Annotated in this window: 11 protein-coding genes; 8 read left to right on the forward strand and 3 right to left on the reverse strand. The window is 70.9% G+C overall.

Annotated elements, in window-relative coordinates:
* The first annotated feature begins 143 nt into the window (after window positions 1-143).
* From D7X55_RS08630 to D7X55_RS08660, 7 genes are all read left to right on the forward strand, one after another.
* On the forward strand, window positions 144-668 hold the full coding sequence (locus tag D7X55_RS08630; protein ID WP_014397953.1) for a MerR family transcriptional regulator: 525 nt from the start codon (window positions 144-146) through the stop codon (window positions 666-668).
* A gap of 57 nt (window positions 669-725) precedes the next feature.
* Entirely contained in the window at window positions 726-1,217 is a 492-nt protein-coding gene (locus tag D7X55_RS08635) for a sigma factor-like helix-turn-helix DNA-binding protein (protein ID WP_120549345.1), read from the forward strand.
* Between the two features lie 107 nt (window positions 1,218-1,324).
* Window positions 1,325-2,869: a bifunctional phosphoribosylaminoimidazolecarboxamide formyltransferase/IMP cyclohydrolase gene (purH, locus tag D7X55_RS08640; RefSeq protein WP_121722775.1), complete on the forward strand. Its 1,545-nt coding sequence runs from the start codon at window positions 1,325-1,327 to the stop codon at window positions 2,867-2,869.
* 4 nt (window positions 2,870-2,873) lie between these two features.
* The gene (locus D7X55_RS08645) at window positions 2,874-5,807 is read left to right on the forward strand and encodes a zinc-ribbon domain-containing protein (protein ID WP_121722776.1); all 2,934 of its coding nucleotides are present in this window, start codon (window positions 2,874-2,876) and stop codon (window positions 5,805-5,807) included.
* Window position 5,808: 1 nt separating this feature from the next.
* Window positions 5,809-7,068: a phosphoribosylamine--glycine ligase gene (gene purD / locus D7X55_RS08650; RefSeq protein ID WP_121722777.1), complete on the forward strand. Its 1,260-nt coding sequence runs from the start codon at window positions 5,809-5,811 to the stop codon at window positions 7,066-7,068.
* Window positions 7,065-8,177: an LptF/LptG family permease gene (locus D7X55_RS08655; protein ID WP_120549341.1), complete on the forward strand. Its 1,113-nt coding sequence runs from the start codon at window positions 7,065-7,067 to the stop codon at window positions 8,175-8,177. Before purD ends, D7X55_RS08655 begins: the two co-directional genes overlap by 4 nt.
* Window positions 8,174-9,292 (forward strand): LptF/LptG family permease, encoded by a 1,119-nt coding sequence (locus D7X55_RS08660; RefSeq protein ID WP_120549340.1) that lies wholly within the window; start codon window positions 8,174-8,176, stop codon window positions 9,290-9,292. The genes D7X55_RS08655 and D7X55_RS08660 overlap by 4 nt, the downstream gene beginning before the upstream one ends.
* A 6-nt stretch (window positions 9,293-9,298) precedes the next feature.
* On the opposite strand, the gene D7X55_RS08665 is transcribed toward D7X55_RS08660, so the two are convergent.
* The 3 genes from D7X55_RS08665 to D7X55_RS08675 form a co-directional block, all read right to left on the reverse strand.
* The gene (locus tag D7X55_RS08665; protein WP_121722787.1) at window positions 9,299-10,474 is read right to left on the reverse strand and encodes an acetate/propionate family kinase; all 1,176 of its coding nucleotides are present in this window, start codon (window positions 10,472-10,474) and stop codon (window positions 9,299-9,301) included.
* Entirely contained in the window at window positions 10,471-12,831 is a 2,361-nt protein-coding gene (locus tag D7X55_RS08670) for a phosphoketolase (protein WP_120549339.1), read from the reverse strand. Before D7X55_RS08670 ends, D7X55_RS08665 begins: the two co-directional genes overlap by 4 nt.
* A gap of 108 nt (window positions 12,832-12,939) precedes the next feature.
* On the reverse strand, window positions 12,940-14,409 hold the full coding sequence (locus tag D7X55_RS08675) for an MDR family MFS transporter (protein ID WP_121722778.1): 1,470 nt from the start codon (window positions 14,407-14,409) through the stop codon (window positions 12,940-12,942).
* Window positions 14,410-14,592: 183 nt separating this feature from the next.
* Here D7X55_RS08675 and D7X55_RS08680 point away from each other — a divergent pair, with 183 nt between their 5' ends.
* Window positions 14,593-15,849, forward strand: coding sequence for an O-antigen ligase (locus D7X55_RS08680; RefSeq protein WP_121722779.1), 1,257 nt, complete (start codon window positions 14,593-14,595; stop codon window positions 15,847-15,849).
* The last annotated feature ends 8 nt before the right edge of the window (window positions 15,850-15,857 follow it).

Consider the following 15,857-nt stretch of genomic DNA (forward strand, 5'->3'; position numbering starts at 1 on the left):
GGTAGCCCCTGCATCCCCTGAAGCCCCCGGCCGCCGGCGCTGAGCGTCGGCCGGCCGACGTCCGCCTGCACGCCTGCTCGTCCTCCTTGACGAGTGACGCGCGAATCTGGCACCTATGCCATCCATTCAGTAGCCTCTATTCAATGGAATCGATGGACCTGCTCGCGCCCGAGGAACTTGAGCGAATCGAGCGAGAGAACGCGGGCGGCCTGCCCGCGAACGCGATCCTGGAAATCTTCCGGCCCCGGGGCGTGAGGCTCTCGGAGGCGACGTTCCGGAAGTACGTCCAGGCCGGGCTGCTCCCCCGCAGCCGCCGCGTGGGCCGCAAGGGGAAGCACCAGGGCAGCCTGGGGCTCTACCCGGTGGAAGCGGTGCGGCGCATCAACGTCATCAAGAAGATGATGGCCGAAGGACACACCCTGGAGGACATCCGCCGCTCCTTCGTGTTCCACCGCAACCACATCGACCAGCTCCAGAGGGACCTGTCGGAGGTGCTGGACGGGTTCCAGGAGGAGCTGGGAGGACGGCCCCTGGGAGGAGAACGCAGGAGGTCACTCGAAGCCCAGTTGGCAACGCTCAGGCAACGGGCGCAGGATCTGGTCCGCGATGTCGCCCGGTTGGGCAGCGCCGTCACGGCGCGTGAAGACGAAACGCTCCGGCCACAATAGGATGCCCCCCAGGGTCCTGTTGAACCGGGTAGACTCCACGCATCTGGAGGACGACACATGTCGGAAGTGAAGCAGCTGCAAGAGGGCGGGGAGGGGAATGAGGAGGAGCAGCCCGCGGAACGCCGGCGCTCCAAGACGATGTCGCGCAAGGAGATGGCGCGCGACCTGCGGCGGCGCCGGCTGGCCGGCCAGCTGGACCCCGAGGAGACGGAGACGCTCAAGCTCGTGGACGAGCAGCGGCCGCGCACCCGCGCGGACTGCATCAACGGCCCGCGCCCGTGCCTCTTCGTGTCCTGCAAGCACAACCTCTACCTGGACGTGAACCCGGAGACGGGCTCCATCAAGCTCAACTTCCCGGACAAGGAAATCACGGAGCTGGAGCACACCTGCGCCCTGGACGTGGCGGAGAAGGGTGGAATTACCCTGGAAGAGGTGGGGGAGATCATGAACCTCACCCGCGAGCGCATCCGCCAGGTGGAGACGCGCGGCCTGATGAAGCTGCGCGAGGCCACGGAGGCCGAGCCTCCCGTGTCCGCTCGCAAGCCCTAGAGGGCAGCGCACTGTTCCGCTTCCGGGCCTGGGGTGACGTGTTGCGTTGACACCCCAGGGGGTGGTTGCTAGGACCCGCGCCACCCCACCCATAGCGAGGCGCACACGTGCTGGCTCTCCTGAGCGTTTCCGACAAGCGCGGTCTGGTCCCCTTTGCCCAGGGCCTGGTGCGGCTGGGTTACCGGCTGCTCTCCACGGGCGGCACCCTGGAGGCCCTGAAGGCCGCGGGCATCCCCGCCACCCAGGTCTCCGAGCACACGCAGAGCCCCGAAATCCTCGGCGGCCGCGTGAAGACGCTCCACCCCCGCATCCACGGCGGCATCCTCGGCCGGCCCAACCTGGACAGCGACAAGGCGGAGATGGCGGCCAACCACATCGAGCCCATCTCCCTGGTGGTGGTGAACCTCTACCCGTTCCGCCAGACGGTGGCGTCCGGCGCGGGCGAGGACGACGTCATCGAGAACATCGACATCGGCGGGCCGGCGATGGTCCGCGCGTCCGCGAAGAACTTCCAGCACGTGGCCATCGTGGTGGACCCGGACGACTACGCGCCGGTGCTCGCGGAGATTGAGGGCCAGAAGGGCGTGGGCCTGGAGACGCGGCGCCGGCTGATGCGCAAGGCGTTCGCGCACACGGCGGCCTACGACGCGTCCATCTCCGGGTGGCTGTCCGGCGAGGCCCAGGAGCCCTTTCCGGAGGAGCTGTCGCTCGCGTTCCGCAAGGTGCAGGGGCTGCGCTACGGGGAGAACCCGCACCAGCGCGGCGCCTTCTACAAGGAATACGCCGCCCCGAAGGAGCCGTCCGTCGCCTTCGCCAAGGTGCTCCAGGGCAAGGAGCTTTCGTACAACAACATCCTGGACCTGGACGCGGCCCTGGGGCTCGTCCTGGAGTTCCCGGAGAAGCCCTGCGCGGTGGTCATCAAGCACAACACCCCGTGCGGCGTGGCGGTGGATGACGCGCTGGAGAAGGCCTACCGCACCGCCCGCGCGGTGGACGAGGTGAGCGCCTTTGGCGGCATCGTCGCCTTCAACCGCGAGGTGGACGAGGCCACGGCGAGGGCCATGGCGGAGACGTTCCTGGAGGCGGTCATCGCGCCGTCGTACTCGGCGGCGGCGCTCCAGGTGCTGGCGGGCAAGAAGAACCTGCGCCTTTTGGAGGCGGGCCCCGCGCTGGCGTCCCCCGCGGCGGCGCCCCGGCCCCAGGTGGACGCGCGCAGCGTGTCCGGCGGCATGCTGCTGATGGACCGCGACGCGGTGGAGCCGCCCCTGGAGTGGAAGGTGGTCTCCAAGCGCGCCCCCACGCCGGAGGAGGAGCGGGCCCTGCGCTTCGCCTGGAAGGTGTGCAAGCACGTGAAGAGCAACGCCATCGTCTTCGCGGCGCCCTCCCAGCTCCTGGCCCAGGGCGGCGGGCAGACGAACCGGGTGGACTCCGTGCGCATCGCCATGACGCGAGGTGGCGAGGCCCTCAAGGGCAGCGCCGTGGCCTCGGATGCCTTCTTCCCCTTCCGGGACGGGCTGGACGAGGCGGCCCGGGCGGGGGCGACGGCGGTCATCCAGCCGGGCGGTTCCGTCCGGGACGCGGAGGTGATCGCCGCCGCGGACGAACATGGGATGGCCATGGTGGTGACGGGAGTGCGACACTTCCGCCACTAACTTCATGCGCATCGTCTGCCAGAAATGCGCGGCGGCCTACGCGATCGACGATCGGTTGATCACGCCCAAGGGCGTCCGCGCGCAGTGTCCCCGCTGCCGTCACCTCCAGCTCGTGAAGCGGGAGGCGTCCGCCGCGTCCGTGACGGCTCCCCCTGAAGGGGCCGTGCCCACACCCGCGCCGCCGGTCGCGCGTGAGCCCCGGAGCAATCCGGCCGCCGCGCCCGCCCCCGCGAAGGCGGCTTCGAAGTCGGACCTCTTCGGGGACTTCGGCGAGATGCCGGAGCTGGGCCCGCCCGGGAGCGTGGACCCGTTCGCGGACCTGGGCCCGTCATCCGCGCCTCCCGCGTCCGAGCCCAGGGCCGCGCCGAAGCCCGCGCCCAGGGCCGCGCCCGCCGCGAAGCCCGGCCCGCCGGTGCCGGACGCGCCCGGTGTGGCCGCTCCCGCGGCGCCCGCAGCTCCCGTAGCTCCATCGAAGCCCGCGCCCGCGTCCGCCGCGGCGGATCCGCTGCTCGACTTCCTGGGCCCGCCGCCCGGAGGCCTGGAGCCGGAAGCCGCGCCGCCGTCCGCGAAGGCCTCCCCGGCTCCCGCCGGAGCGGTGTCGCTGGGCCGCATGTCCGCCCGGCCCCCCGCGCAGGTCCTCCCGAAGCCGGAGGCGCACACCCACTGCCGCTCGTGCGGCAAGGACCTGACGGACGCCTTCGATCAGGCGATGGGCATCTGCGAGGACTGCAAGCAGCGCGAGGCCGCGTTCCCCCGCGAGTCCAGCGTGATGGTGGCGCCGGAGGTGGCGGCGCCCGCGTCTGGCGGCGGCTCGGTGGAGCTGCCGATGATGAGCGGCCTGGACCCCAGCGCGTCCGGTGAAGAGCTCCGGACGGACGGGGCCGCGGCGCTGTCGCCGGACTCGCGCGTGAGCTCGGTGAAGCCCGCGCGCACGTCGCACATCACGGCCGCGCCGGTCCGCAGCGCGCAGCGTGGCGGAAGCGGTGGTGGCAGACGGGCGGGAGTCGTGGGCCTGCTGGCGCTGGCGGTCCTCGGGGCCGGTGGCGCGGGCTACTACTTCCTCGTGCACAAGCCCCAGGAGGAGCAGCGCCTGCGGGAGGCGAAGCCCGCCGCTCCGGCCCCGGTGCCTCCGGAGGTCCTGGCCGCGGTGGGCCGCTGGAAGCTCCAGTTCCTGGAGCTGGAGGGCACCAGCGCGGAGCACCTGGCCGCCGGCCAGAAGCAGCTCGGGCTGGATCAGCGCATCGCGTACACGGAGGCCGAGGAGTCCTTCCAGCAGGCGCTCCTGCTGGACCCGCGCAGCACGGACGCCATCGCCGGGTACGTGCAGGCGCTGGCGCTCGGGCGCGGTCCGGGCATGGACGACAACTCCTTCCAGGAGGCGCGCGAGCTCCTCCAGGCCGCGCAGCGCACCAACGGAGAGACGCCCGCGCTGCTCGTCGCGCACGCGAACCTGCTGCTGGCGCGCTCGCGCCAGCCCGGCAACCTGGAGGAGGCGTCACGGCTGGCGACGGAGGTGCTGTCCCAGCCGGGCGCCGCGGACGCCTACAAGGCGGAGGCGCACCTGGTGCTGGGGCGCGCGCAGGTGGCCACGTCGCGCGAGCTGGCGAACCAGGAGTTCGACGCCGCCCGCAAGCTGGCGCCCGGCCTCAAGCGCGTGGACTACTACAGCGCGCTCGCGCACGAGCAGGCCGGCCAGTACGGCCAGGCGCTGAAGCAGCTCAACCAGCGCATGCGGCTGGACCCCCAGGACTGGAACAGCCTGGAGGCCGCCGCCCGCATCTACGTCGAGGTGGGGGAGACCGGCCGCGCGCGCAAGCTGTACGAGGACCGGCTGAAGGCGAAGGCGGGCGACGTGCGCGCCACCCTGGCGCTGGCGGTGCTGCGCTACCAGGCGGAGGGCAACGCGCGCGAGGCCGTGCGCTCCCTGAGGGCCCTGACGAAGAACGCGTCCCGCTACGGTCCGCGCGACGCGTCGGAGATGTACAGCCACCTGGCCGCGGCGGAGCGCACGGCGGGCAACGACGCCGGCGCGGTGGAGGCGGCGACGCAGGCGCTGAAGGCGGTGCCCGCGCTGCCGGAGGCCCACCTGCAGTGGTTCCTGGTGGCGCTGGCGCAGAAGGACGCGGCCGTGGCCCGCGAGCACCTGAAGGGCTTCCAGGGCCGGCTGGAGGACGCGGCGCTGGAGAAGGTGCTGGAGGGGCGGATGCTCCTCCTGGAGGGCGACGCGGGCGGCGCGCAGGAGCGCTTCCAGCAGGCGGTGCGGCTGGACGACCGCCGCCTGGACGCGAAGCTCCTGGAGGGCGTGGCGGCGGCGAGCGCGAAGAAGCGCGACGAGGCCTTCCGCCTGTTCTACCCGGTGCTGGAGGCGCGCGAGTGGGATCCGCTGCGGCTGGCGCCCCGGCCCGCGCTGACGCGCTTCTGGCTGCGGCCGGGCGACACGCTGGTGGGCGTGGAGAACGTGGTGAAGTCCCTGGGCGACCGTCCGGAGGACGTGCAGCCCCTGCTGTACGAGGCCCTGGTGCGCTTCCACCAGGGGGACCATCCGACCGCGGAGCGGCTGCTGCAGTCCGTGGTGGACGTGAACGCGAACAGCGGCGCCGCGCAGGCGTACCGGGCGCTCATCGCGCTGGACACGAATGGGCCGCAAGCGCTCAGCCTCGCGCAGCGCGCGGTGGGCCTGGAGCGGGGGCTGCCGGTGGCGCGCCTGTCGCTGGGGCTCGCGCAGGCCGCGGGCAGGGACGTGGCGGGGGCCATGCGCACGTTGCAGTCCGCGTTGGACGTGGCGCCGAAGATGCTGTCCGCGCAGACGAAGCTGGCGGAGCTGCTGGTGACGTCGAAGCCGAAGGAGGCGCGCGCGGTGCTGGAGAAGGTGGTGGGGTTGGACCCGTCCTACTTCCCGGCGAAGAAGCTGCTCTTCAAACTCGACGAGCGAGGTTGACGTGAAGGTCCTGTTGCTGGGGTCGGGCGGCCGTGAGCACGCGCTCGCGTGGAAGCTGGCCCAGAGTCCTCGTCTGTCGCGGCTCCTGGTCGGCCCGGGCAATCCGGGCACGGCGCGCTGGGGCACCAACGTGCCGCTTCAGGCGGATTCGCCGGAGGCGGTGGTGTCGCTGGCGCGCCGCGAGCGCGTGGACCTGGTGGTGGTGGGCCCGGAGGCGCCGCTGGTCGCGGGCGTCGCGGACGCGCTGGCGCAGGTGGACATCCCGTGCTTCGGCCCCGTCGCCGCGGCCGCGCGCATCGAGGGCTCCAAGGCGTTCGCCAAGGAGGTCATGGCGGAGGCCGGCGTGCCCACCGCGGCCTTCCGCGTCTTCACCGACGCGGCGGAAGCCGAAGCGTACGCCGTCGCCCAGGGCCGCATCGTGGTGAAGGCGGACGGCCTGGCCGCGGGCAAGGGCGTCATCGTCGCGCCGGACGCGAAGGCCGCGCGCGAAGCCGTGCGCGCCGTGGCCCAGATGGGGCAGGCGGGCCAGCAGATGGTGCTGGAGGAGCTGCTGGAGGGCGAAGAGGTGTCCCTGATGGCCCTGTGCGACGGCGAGCGCTACGTGCTGCTGCCGCTGTCGCAGGACCACAAGCGCGTGGGCGAGGGCGACACGGGCCCCAACACCGGCGGCATGGGCGCGTACTGCCCGGCGCCGTTCCTCACGCCGGAGCAGCTGGCGAAGGTGGGCGAGCAGGTCATCGCGCCCACGCTGGCGGTGCTCAAGAAGCGCGGCACGCCGCTGCGCGGGGTGCTGTACGCGGGGCTGATGCTCACGGCGTCCGGCCCCAAGGTGCTGGAGTTCAACGCGCGCTTCGGGGACCCGGAGACGCAGGTCCTGATGATGCAGGTGGACGAGGACCTGCTGCCGCTGATGGAGGCGTGCGCGAAGGGGACGCTGGAGCCCAGGCCGCTGAAGCAGTTCCCGGGCGCGTCGGTGGGCGTGGTGCTGGCGGCGGAGGGCTATCCGGACGCGCCGAAGAAGGGCGCGCGCATCGAAGGACTGGACGCGGTGGCCCCGAACGCGCCCGTGTTCCTGGCGGGCGTGGCGAAGCAGGACGGCGCGCTGGTGACGGCGGGAGGCCGGGTGCTGACGGTGTGCGCGCGCGGCGACACGCTGGCGACGGCGCGTGAGCGGGCCCTGGCGGCGGCGGACGCCGTGCGCTTCGAGGGCAAGCACTTCCGCCGGGACATCGGCGCGCGGGGGCTGCGGGCGCGGTCGTGAAGCTGCTGGCGCGCTATCTGCTCAAGGAGCTGCTCGTCCCCCTGGGTGTCTGGGTGGCGTTCATGTTCCTGCTGCTGTTCGTGATGCAGTTCCTGCGCGGCACGGACGTCCTCCTGGGCTCGGCGGTGACGCTGGGCGATCTGGGCCGGCTCATCGCGTACCTGGCGCCGCACTTCCTGGTGATGGCGCTGCCCATCGCGTTCCTCCTGGCCATCCTCCTGGGGCTGGGGCGGCTGGGCGAGGACCGGGAGCTCACGTCGCTGCAGGCGCTGGGCATCAGCCCGCTGCAGCTGCTGGCCGCGCCGCTGGGCGTGGGGCTCGCGCTGAGCGCGTTCATGGTGCTGCTCACGTCCACGGTGGAGCCGTGGGGGCTCACGGGCGTGAAGGACCTGGTGGGCGAGGTCATCCAGAAGAACGTCGCGGGCGACGTGAAGTCCGGCGTCTTCTACGAGGACCTGAGCGACCTGACGCTGTACGCGCAGAAGGTGGCGCCCAAGGGCGGCGGGTGGACGAACGTGCTGCTGCACGACGACCGCGACCCCAGCTCGCCCCTGTTGGTGCTGGCGCACAAGGGCAGCGTGGGCACGTCCGAGCGGGGCGAGGCGCTGCGGATTGAACTGAGGGAAGGCGAGGTGCACCGCGCCAACCGCTCCTCGGTGGACGCGAGCGTCGTCGCCTTCGAGAAGGCGGAGATCAACGTGGGGCTGGGCGGGTCGCTGTCGCGGCGCAACCGGTTCCGCTCGCCGAAGGAGGAGCTGACGCCGGTGGAGCTGGTGGCGGCGGCGAAGGACGCGGAGGAGCGCCGGGAGGACCCTCGCCCCTTCCTGATGGCGCTGCACAGCCGGCTGGGCAACGCGGTGGCGCCGGTGGCGTTCGCGCTCCTGGGCACGCCGCTGGCCATTGGCCGCAGGCAGGCGGGCCGCGCGTGGGGCTACCTGCTGACGCTGGGCGGCTACGTCCTCTACTACCTGCTGAGCCGCGCCTTCGAGCAGATGGGCCAGAAGGGGCAGCTGCCGGTGCTGCTCGCGGGGCAGCTGGCGAACGTGCTCTTCATGGCGGTGGGGGCGTTCGCGCTGTACCGGGTGACGCGTTCGGGGACGGTGCGATGAAGGGCACCCTGTTCCGGTACGTGGTGCTCCTGTACGTGCGCTACACGCTGGGCATCCTGGCGGGCGTGGTGGCGGTGTTCCTGGTGGTGGACTTCGTGGACCGCGCGAAGGCCTACGGCGGTGAGGGCTGGGTGCTCGATGTGCTCAAGCTCTACGGCTACAAGGCGCTGGTGACGGTGCAGCAGCTGGGGCCGGCGGCGCTGCTGCTGGCGGCGGGCACCACGGTGTCCGCGCTGCGCAAGAAGGGCGAGGTCACGGCGCTGCGGGCGCTCACCTTCGGGCCGGCGGCGCTGTACCTGCCGGTGGCCGTGTGCGCGCTGGTGGCGTGCGTGGGGCTGGTGGCCTTCGACGAAACGGTGGCCGCGCGAGCGGGCCGGCGCGTGGATGAAATCACCACGCAGCGCTTCAACCGCTGGGGCGACTGGCGGATGTATTACACGCCGAAGCAGTGGTTCCGGCGGGGCGACGCCATCTTCTTCCTGCGAGGTGGCAACCCGCAGGAGGGCTTCGAGAACGTCTCCATCTTCACGCTGACGCCGGAGTTCAAGCTGCGGCGCCGGGTGGACGCGGGGCGGATGCGCTCGTTGGAGGGCACGCGCTGGGAGCTGACGGACGTGGTGGAGCGCACGTTCACGGAGGACGGGCGCACGTCGGTGACGCAGCGGCCCACGGCGGAGTACGAGCTGGGCGTGGGCGCGACGACGTTCCGCATCCGGCCGGGCCGTCCGGAGCAGATGCGCCTGGGCGAGCTGGGCGAGCAGATTGTTGCGCGAGAAGAGGTGGGGCTCGCGACGAAGGCCTTCCAGCTCGCGTGGCACAACCGCTTCGCGTACCCGCTGGCGGGGCTGCCCGCGGCGCTCCTCGCGGTGGGCCTGGCGCTGCGCACGAACCGAAGGGGACACCTGACGGCGGCGGTGGTGGAGGGATTGCTCATCGCCGTGGCGATGTGGGGCCTGATGGTGGTGTCCCGCACGCTGGTGCTCACCGAGCGGCTGGCGCCCGCGGTGGCGGCCTGGATGCCCACGACGCTGCTGACCCTGGTGGCGGCGGCCCTGTGGCTGCGCCGCGAAGGATTGCTGCACCTGCCGCGCCGAAGCGTCACGCGGCAGGCGTAGACCCGTTCAACCGCGAAGCAGCCGGCGCGTGTGACGGGCGAGCTGAACCTCCTCATCGCTGGGCAGCACGCGCACCGGGCAGGGTGATGCATCGGTGGTGATGACCTGCGCGTTGGCCTCGTTCCGCTGCGGGTCCACGCGGACGCCCAGGTGGCCCAGCCTCGCGCACACGCCCTCGCGGACCTGCGCGCTGTTCTCTCCGATGCCGCCGGTGAAGACGAGCAGGTCCAGCCCTCCCAGCACCGCCGCGTAGGCACCCACCGTCTTCGCGATGCCGCGCGTGAAGACGTCCACCGCCAGTGCCGCCGCCGCGTTGCCCGCCGCCGCGTCGCGCGTGAGGGCCTGCATGTCGCTGGTGCCGTCCGACAGGCCGCGCAGCCCGGAGTCCTTGTTCACCAGCGTCTCCAGCGCATCCGCGTCCAGACCGCCCGTGCGCATCAGGAACAGCAGCACGCCCGGATCCAGGTCCCCCGTGCGGGTGCCGCTGGGAATGCCGCCGGTGGGCGTGAAGCCCATGGAGGTATCCACGGAGCGTCCACGTTCGAGCGCCACGAGGCTCGCGCCATTGCCCAGGTGCGCCACCACGGTGCGCTCGGGGATGTGGGGCGCGAGCCTTGCCACGATGGACTCGTACGACAGGCCATGGAATCCGTACCGCTGCACGCCCTGCTCGCGCACGGAGCGGGGCAGGGGGAACGTCGACGCGACCTCTGGCAGCGTCGCGTGGAAGGCCGTGTCGAAGCAGACGAACTGGGGCACATCCGGGAGCTGCCGCTGCGTGGCCCGGATGAGCCGGAGCGCGGAGGGGATGTGCAGCGGCGCGAAGTGCGTCGCCTCCTCCAGGGCCTTCATCACCTCCGGCGTCAGCGCCTGGTGCTGGCGCAGGTGGGGGCCGCCATGCACCACCCGGTGCCCGATGGCCTGGGGTGGCTCCGCGCCCAGCTCCTTCAGGTGCCGGACGGCCTCCTGGAGGGCGTCCTCCTGCGACGGATGCCGCACGTCCAGGGCGCGCACCTGCTTCCCCGCGCCGTCCTTCACGACCAGCCGGCCCTGCTCCGCGCCAATGTGGGTCGCGCTGCCCTTGAACCGCACCGCCTCCTGGCCACCCTGTTCGACGTAGAGGCCGAACTTCAGCGACGACGAGCCGCTGTTGATGACCAGCACCGTGCCCGGGTCGCTCATCGCGCGCTCCATTTCCAGTGGGCCACCTCCGGCATGTCCTCACCGTGCTCCGACACGTAGAGCTTGTGCCGCTGCCTCACCTCGGAGAAGCGCTGCTCCGCGTCGTCCAGCCGGTGCCGCGCGGCCTTCGAGTGCCGGATGGCATCCAGCGCCAGGGTGAAGCGGTCCATGTCGTTGAGCACCGTCATGTCGAACGGCGTCGTCGTGGTGCCCTCTTCCTTGTACCCGTGCACGTGGATGTTGGCGTGATTCGCCCGGTTGTACGTGAGCTTGTGCACCAGCGTCGGGTAGCCGTGGAACGCGAACACCACGGGCTTGTCCGTGGTGAACAGGCGGTTGAAGTCTTCTTCGTTGAGGCCGTGCGGATGGACGTGCACGGGCGCGAGCGTGAAGACGTCCACCACGTTGACCACGCGCACCTTGAGCTCCGGGGCCCACTCGCGCAGCAGCGTCACCGCGGCCAGCGTCTCCATGGTGGGCACGTCACCCGCGCAGGCCATCACCACGTCCGGGTCACCGTCGTCATTGCCCGCCCAGTCCCACGCGCCAATGCCCGCCGAGCAGTGGCGCACGGCGCTTGCCATGTCCAGCCACACGGGCGACAGCTGCTTCCCCGCGATGATGAGGTTCACGTAGTTCTTCGAGCGCAGACAGTGGTCCGCCACCGACAGGAGCGTGTTCGCGTCCGGCGGCAGGTAGATGCGCACCGTGTCCGCCTTCTTGTTGGCCACGTGGTCGATGAAGCCCGGGTCCTGGTGGGAGAACCCGTTGTGGTCCTGCCGCCACACGTGCGAGCTGAGCAGGTAGTTCAGCGACGCGATGGGCTTGCGCCACGGAAGCTCCTTCGCGCTCTTTATCCACTTGGCGTGCTGGTTGAACATCGAATCGATGATGTGGATGAACGCTTCGTAGCAGGAGAAGAAGCCGTGGCGTCCGGTGAGCAGGTAGCCCTCCAGCCAGCCCTGGCAGAGGTGCTCGCTCAGGACCTCCATCACGCGGCCGTCGACGGAGAGGTTCTCGTCCGTGGACAGCTGCTTCGCGTCCCAGCTCTTGCCGCTGACGGCGTACACGTCCTGGAGCCGGTTGGACGCGTTCTCATCCGGGGCGAACATGCGGAAGTTCTTCGCCGCCAGGTTGTGGCGCATCACGTCCCGCAGGTAGCCGCCCAGCACCTTGGTGGCGCTGACCTGCTTGGAGCCGGGGACGCCCGGGTCCACCGCGTAGTCGCGGAAGCCCGGCAGCACGAGCGGCACCAGCAGCTGGCCCCCGTTCGAGTGCACGTTGACGCCCATGCGCAGCCGGCCCTTGGGCGCGAGGTCCGCCAGCTCCTCGCGGAAGGTGCCGTTCTCGTCGAACAGCTCGCGGGGGCGGTAGCTGTGGAGCCACGCTTCGAGGATCTTCAGGTGCTCGGGGTTGTCACGCACCTCCTCCAGCGGGACCTGGTGCGCGCGCCAGGTGCCCTCCACCGGCTTGCCGTCCACCACCTTCGGGCCGGTCCACCCCTTGGGGGTGCGCAGCACGAGCATGGGCCAGCGCGGGCGGGTGGGGTCGTTGTTCTCACGGGCGTGGCGCTGGATGCGCTGGATCTCGGCGTAGAGCGTGTCGAGCACCGCCGCCATCCGCTGGTGCATGTCCTTCGGGTCGTCGCCCTCCAGGAAGTAGGGCGTGTAGCCGTAGCCCTTGAAGAGGGCTTCCAGCTCGTCATGGTCGATGCGCGCGAGCACCGTGGGGTTGGCGATCTTGTACCCGTTGAGGTGCAGGATGGGCAGGACGGCGCCGTCGCTGATGGGGTTGATGAACTTGTTGGAGTGCCAGCTCGCGGCCAGCGCGCCCGTCTCCGCCTCGCCGTCGCCGACGACGCAGGGGACGATGAGGTCCGGGTTGTCCAGCACGGCGCCGTAGGCGTGGAGGAGCGCGTAGCCCAGCTCGCCACCCTCGCTGATGGAGCCGGGGACCTCCGGCGCGTCGTGGCTGGGGACGCCGTAGGGCCAGGAGAACTGGCGGAACAGGCGCTTCATGCCGTCGCGGTTGCGCTCGATGTTCGGATAGAGCTCCGTGTAGGAGCCTTCGAGGAACGTGTTGGCGATGATGCCGGGCGCGCCGTGCCCGGGGCCAATGAGATACATCATGTTGGCCCGGTGGTTCCGGATGATGCGGTTCAGGTGGACGTAGATGAAGTTGAGGCCGGGCGTGGTGCCGAAGTGCCCCAGCAGGCGCGGCTTGATGTCCTCGCGGGTGAGGGGCCGCTCCAGGAGCGGGTTGTCCTTGAGGTAGATCTGCCCGATGGACAGGTAGTTCGCCGCGCGCCAGTAGGCGTCGATCTTCCCCAGCTCCTCGTCACTCAGCGGACCCGCCATCTTTCATCTCCCGAGGTGAAGGCCGTGCAACCCCGGGAGATGGGACTCCAGACTTCACGCGCGGTGCAACGTGATTCCGCCGCGCAATGACGGACGCATGACACGGCCTCAGTGGGAGGCGGGCACGTCGGACATGTTCACCGGCGTGCCGCCGCGCTTCACCTTGGGGAAGAACAGTCCCGCCGTGAACGCGGCGAGCATCGCCGAGCACATGATCCAGAAGTTGATGGACAGGCCCGTGTTCAGAGCGTCGCCCAGCGTCTGCAGGATGGCGGGGGCCAGGCCGCGGCCGTGCTCGGGGCCCAGCAGCTCCGTGGCGGCGCTGACGGGGACGTTCGGGTCCTTCATGAGCTGCGACACCAGCACGCCGCCCATGACGCCCACGCCCAGCGACCCGCCGATGGTGCGGAAGAACATGCTGCTCGCGGTGGCCACGCCCCGCAGCTCCCAGCCCACGGTCGTCTGGACGGCGACCATCGTGGCCATGGCGGCGAAGCCCAGGCCAATGCCGAACAGCCCCATGGCGATCCGCGGCACGAGCATGGAAGCGCCCGGCTTGAGCAGGAACGCCATCAGCACGGTGCCGATGGACGCAAGCCCCAGCCCGCCGACGATGAGCGGACGGAAGCCCGTGCGCACCATCAGCTTGCCGCCGATGAGGCTCGCCAGGGGCCAGCCGACGATCATCGGGGTGATCATCCCGCCCGCCATGGTGGCCGAGCCCCCGAGCACGCCCTGCACGTACAGCGGCACGTAGGTGGTCGCGCCGAACTGGGCGGCGGAGAAGAGGGCGCCGGCCACGTTGGAGATGGCGATGGTGGGGATCTTGAAGATGCTCATCGGGATGATGGGCTCGGCGGCGCGGAGCTCCACGAACACGAACGCGGTGAGCAGCACGGCGGCCAGCGGCAGGGCGAGCAGTGTCCGCCCCGAACCCTGCACTCCGAACAGCAGCGCCACGACGCCCGAGGACAGCAGCGCCGCGCCCGCGTAGTCGAGCCGCGCGCGAGCCTTGGGTTGGAGCTGCTCGTGGAAGAACATGACGAGCAGCACCATGGACGCGATGCCGATGGGGATGTTGATGAAGAAGATCCAGTGCCACGTGAGGTACTTCACGATGAGGCCGCCGGTGAGGGGGCCCGCGAGCCCGGCGATGCCCCACACGGCGCTGAACGCACCCTGGACCTTCCCGCGCTGCTCCAGCGTGTAGATGTCCCCGATGATGGTGATCGCGATGGGCTGCATGGCGCCGGCGCCCAGGCCCTGGAGGACGCGGAAGGCGATCAGCATGTTCATGGACGTGGAGAACCCGCACGCCAGCGACGACAGCAGGAACAGGCCGGAGCCGAAGAGGATGATGGGCTTGCGGCCGTAGAGGTCGGCGAGCTTCCCGTAGATGGGGACGGTGATGGTGGAGGACAGCATGTACGCGGTGAAGACCCACGCGTAGTGCTGGATGCCGCCCAGGTCGCTGACCACCGTGGGCATGGCGGTGGAGACGACGGTCATCTCCAGCGCGGCCACGAAGAGGGACAGTGCCAGAGCCAGGGTGGTGAACGGTCGATGGGTGGTGCGCATGTCGGAAGGGGGCCCGGCCGGGAAAGGACCCTGGGTAACGCGTGCCCGTCCGGACCGCCAACGTCAAGCGCGTGAAAAGTGGCATGGGCGCCATCGCTCCGGGATTCCACGTCCAGTCGGGAAGGGCAGGCGCCCACGAGGTGGGATAGGGTCCAGCGGCCTCGCGAATCCGAGGCGCACGGCATGGGCACGGATACGAAGACGGTCGAGGCAGGGCTTTGGAGGACGGCGGTCGCCGCGGTGTTGGCCCTCTATGCGGTGGGGCTGGTGCTGGCGGAGGCGGTGCTCCAGGCCGGAGCCATCCTGGCCACGGCGCTGGCCCTGGCGTTGGCGGCGACGAAGCGGCTGAAGTTGGAGAAGGACGTGAGGGCGTTCGTGCTGGCGAGCGTCGCCCTGAGCGTCTGGCAGCTGTTGTCCCCAGCGGTGGCGCTCATGACGGGAGCCGCGGCGAAGTGGCCGAGGGGCGCGAGGTACGGCCAGGCGCTGGACACGGTGGCGGGAGCGGCGGTCGCGTGCATCGGGACGCTGGGAGTGCCGTGGCTGATGCTGGGAGGCCTCATCGCGGGAGGCTGGCTCCTAGCGGCGGCGCTGGGCTTCTTCCAGCACCGGGTGCCCTGGCCCTGGGAGCCGCCGAAGTTCACGAAGCTGAACCTGGCGCGCCTGCACGAGAACTTCGGGACGGAGGAGAACCCGAGGTACGCGGCGGGAGGCTTCTTCTTCCACCGGCTGAGGTTCGCGCACGGGGCGATTGCCGTGTTAGGGCCCGCGCTGGCGGTGATTGGACGGTCGAAAGAAACGCGGCGGCGGGTGCTGGCGGGGGCGGTGGTGCTGGGGCTGCTGCTGTCCATCTACGGAGCGTTCGCGCGGGCCGCGTTGGGAGCAGCGCTGGGCGTGTGCGTGCTGGCGCTGCTGCTGTTGCTGCGGGGGACGCCGCGCAAGGCCGGGCTGGGCGTAGCGGTGGCGCTGGTGGCCCTGGTGCTGCTGACGCCCGCGTGGAGGGAGCGGTTCGGCAAGGCGGTGGACAACCTCTTCGGCAGCGGAGAGCGCTCGCTGGCGATGTCCGTGGGCTGGCGCCTGGTGCGCGAGCACCCCTGGGTGGGCGTGGGTTTCGGCAATCACAAACCCGCGGCCCTGGCGACGCAGGCGGAGACGGGCATCACGGACCTCTTGGCCACGGACTCACACAACCTCTGGCTGACGGCGTGGGCGGAGACGGGGCTCGTGGGCCTGGTGCTGCTGGCGACGATGCACTTCCTGCTGGCCAGGGCACTGGTGCGAAGGCACCGGGCCGGTTCGATTCCGGCGACGGGAGCCCTGCTGTCCTTCGTGGGCTTCCACGTCCTGGCCCTGGTGCACTACCTGCCGTTCCACCCCAGCGTGCACCTGTCGTTCATGTTCGTCTGGGGTTTGGGGCTGTGTAGGTATATGGACTCAAATTGACTTGTGCT

This window comes from Corallococcus sp. AB049A (assembly GCF_003668885.1).
GTDB lineage: Bacteria > Myxococcota > Myxococcia > Myxococcales > Myxococcaceae > Corallococcus > Corallococcus interemptor.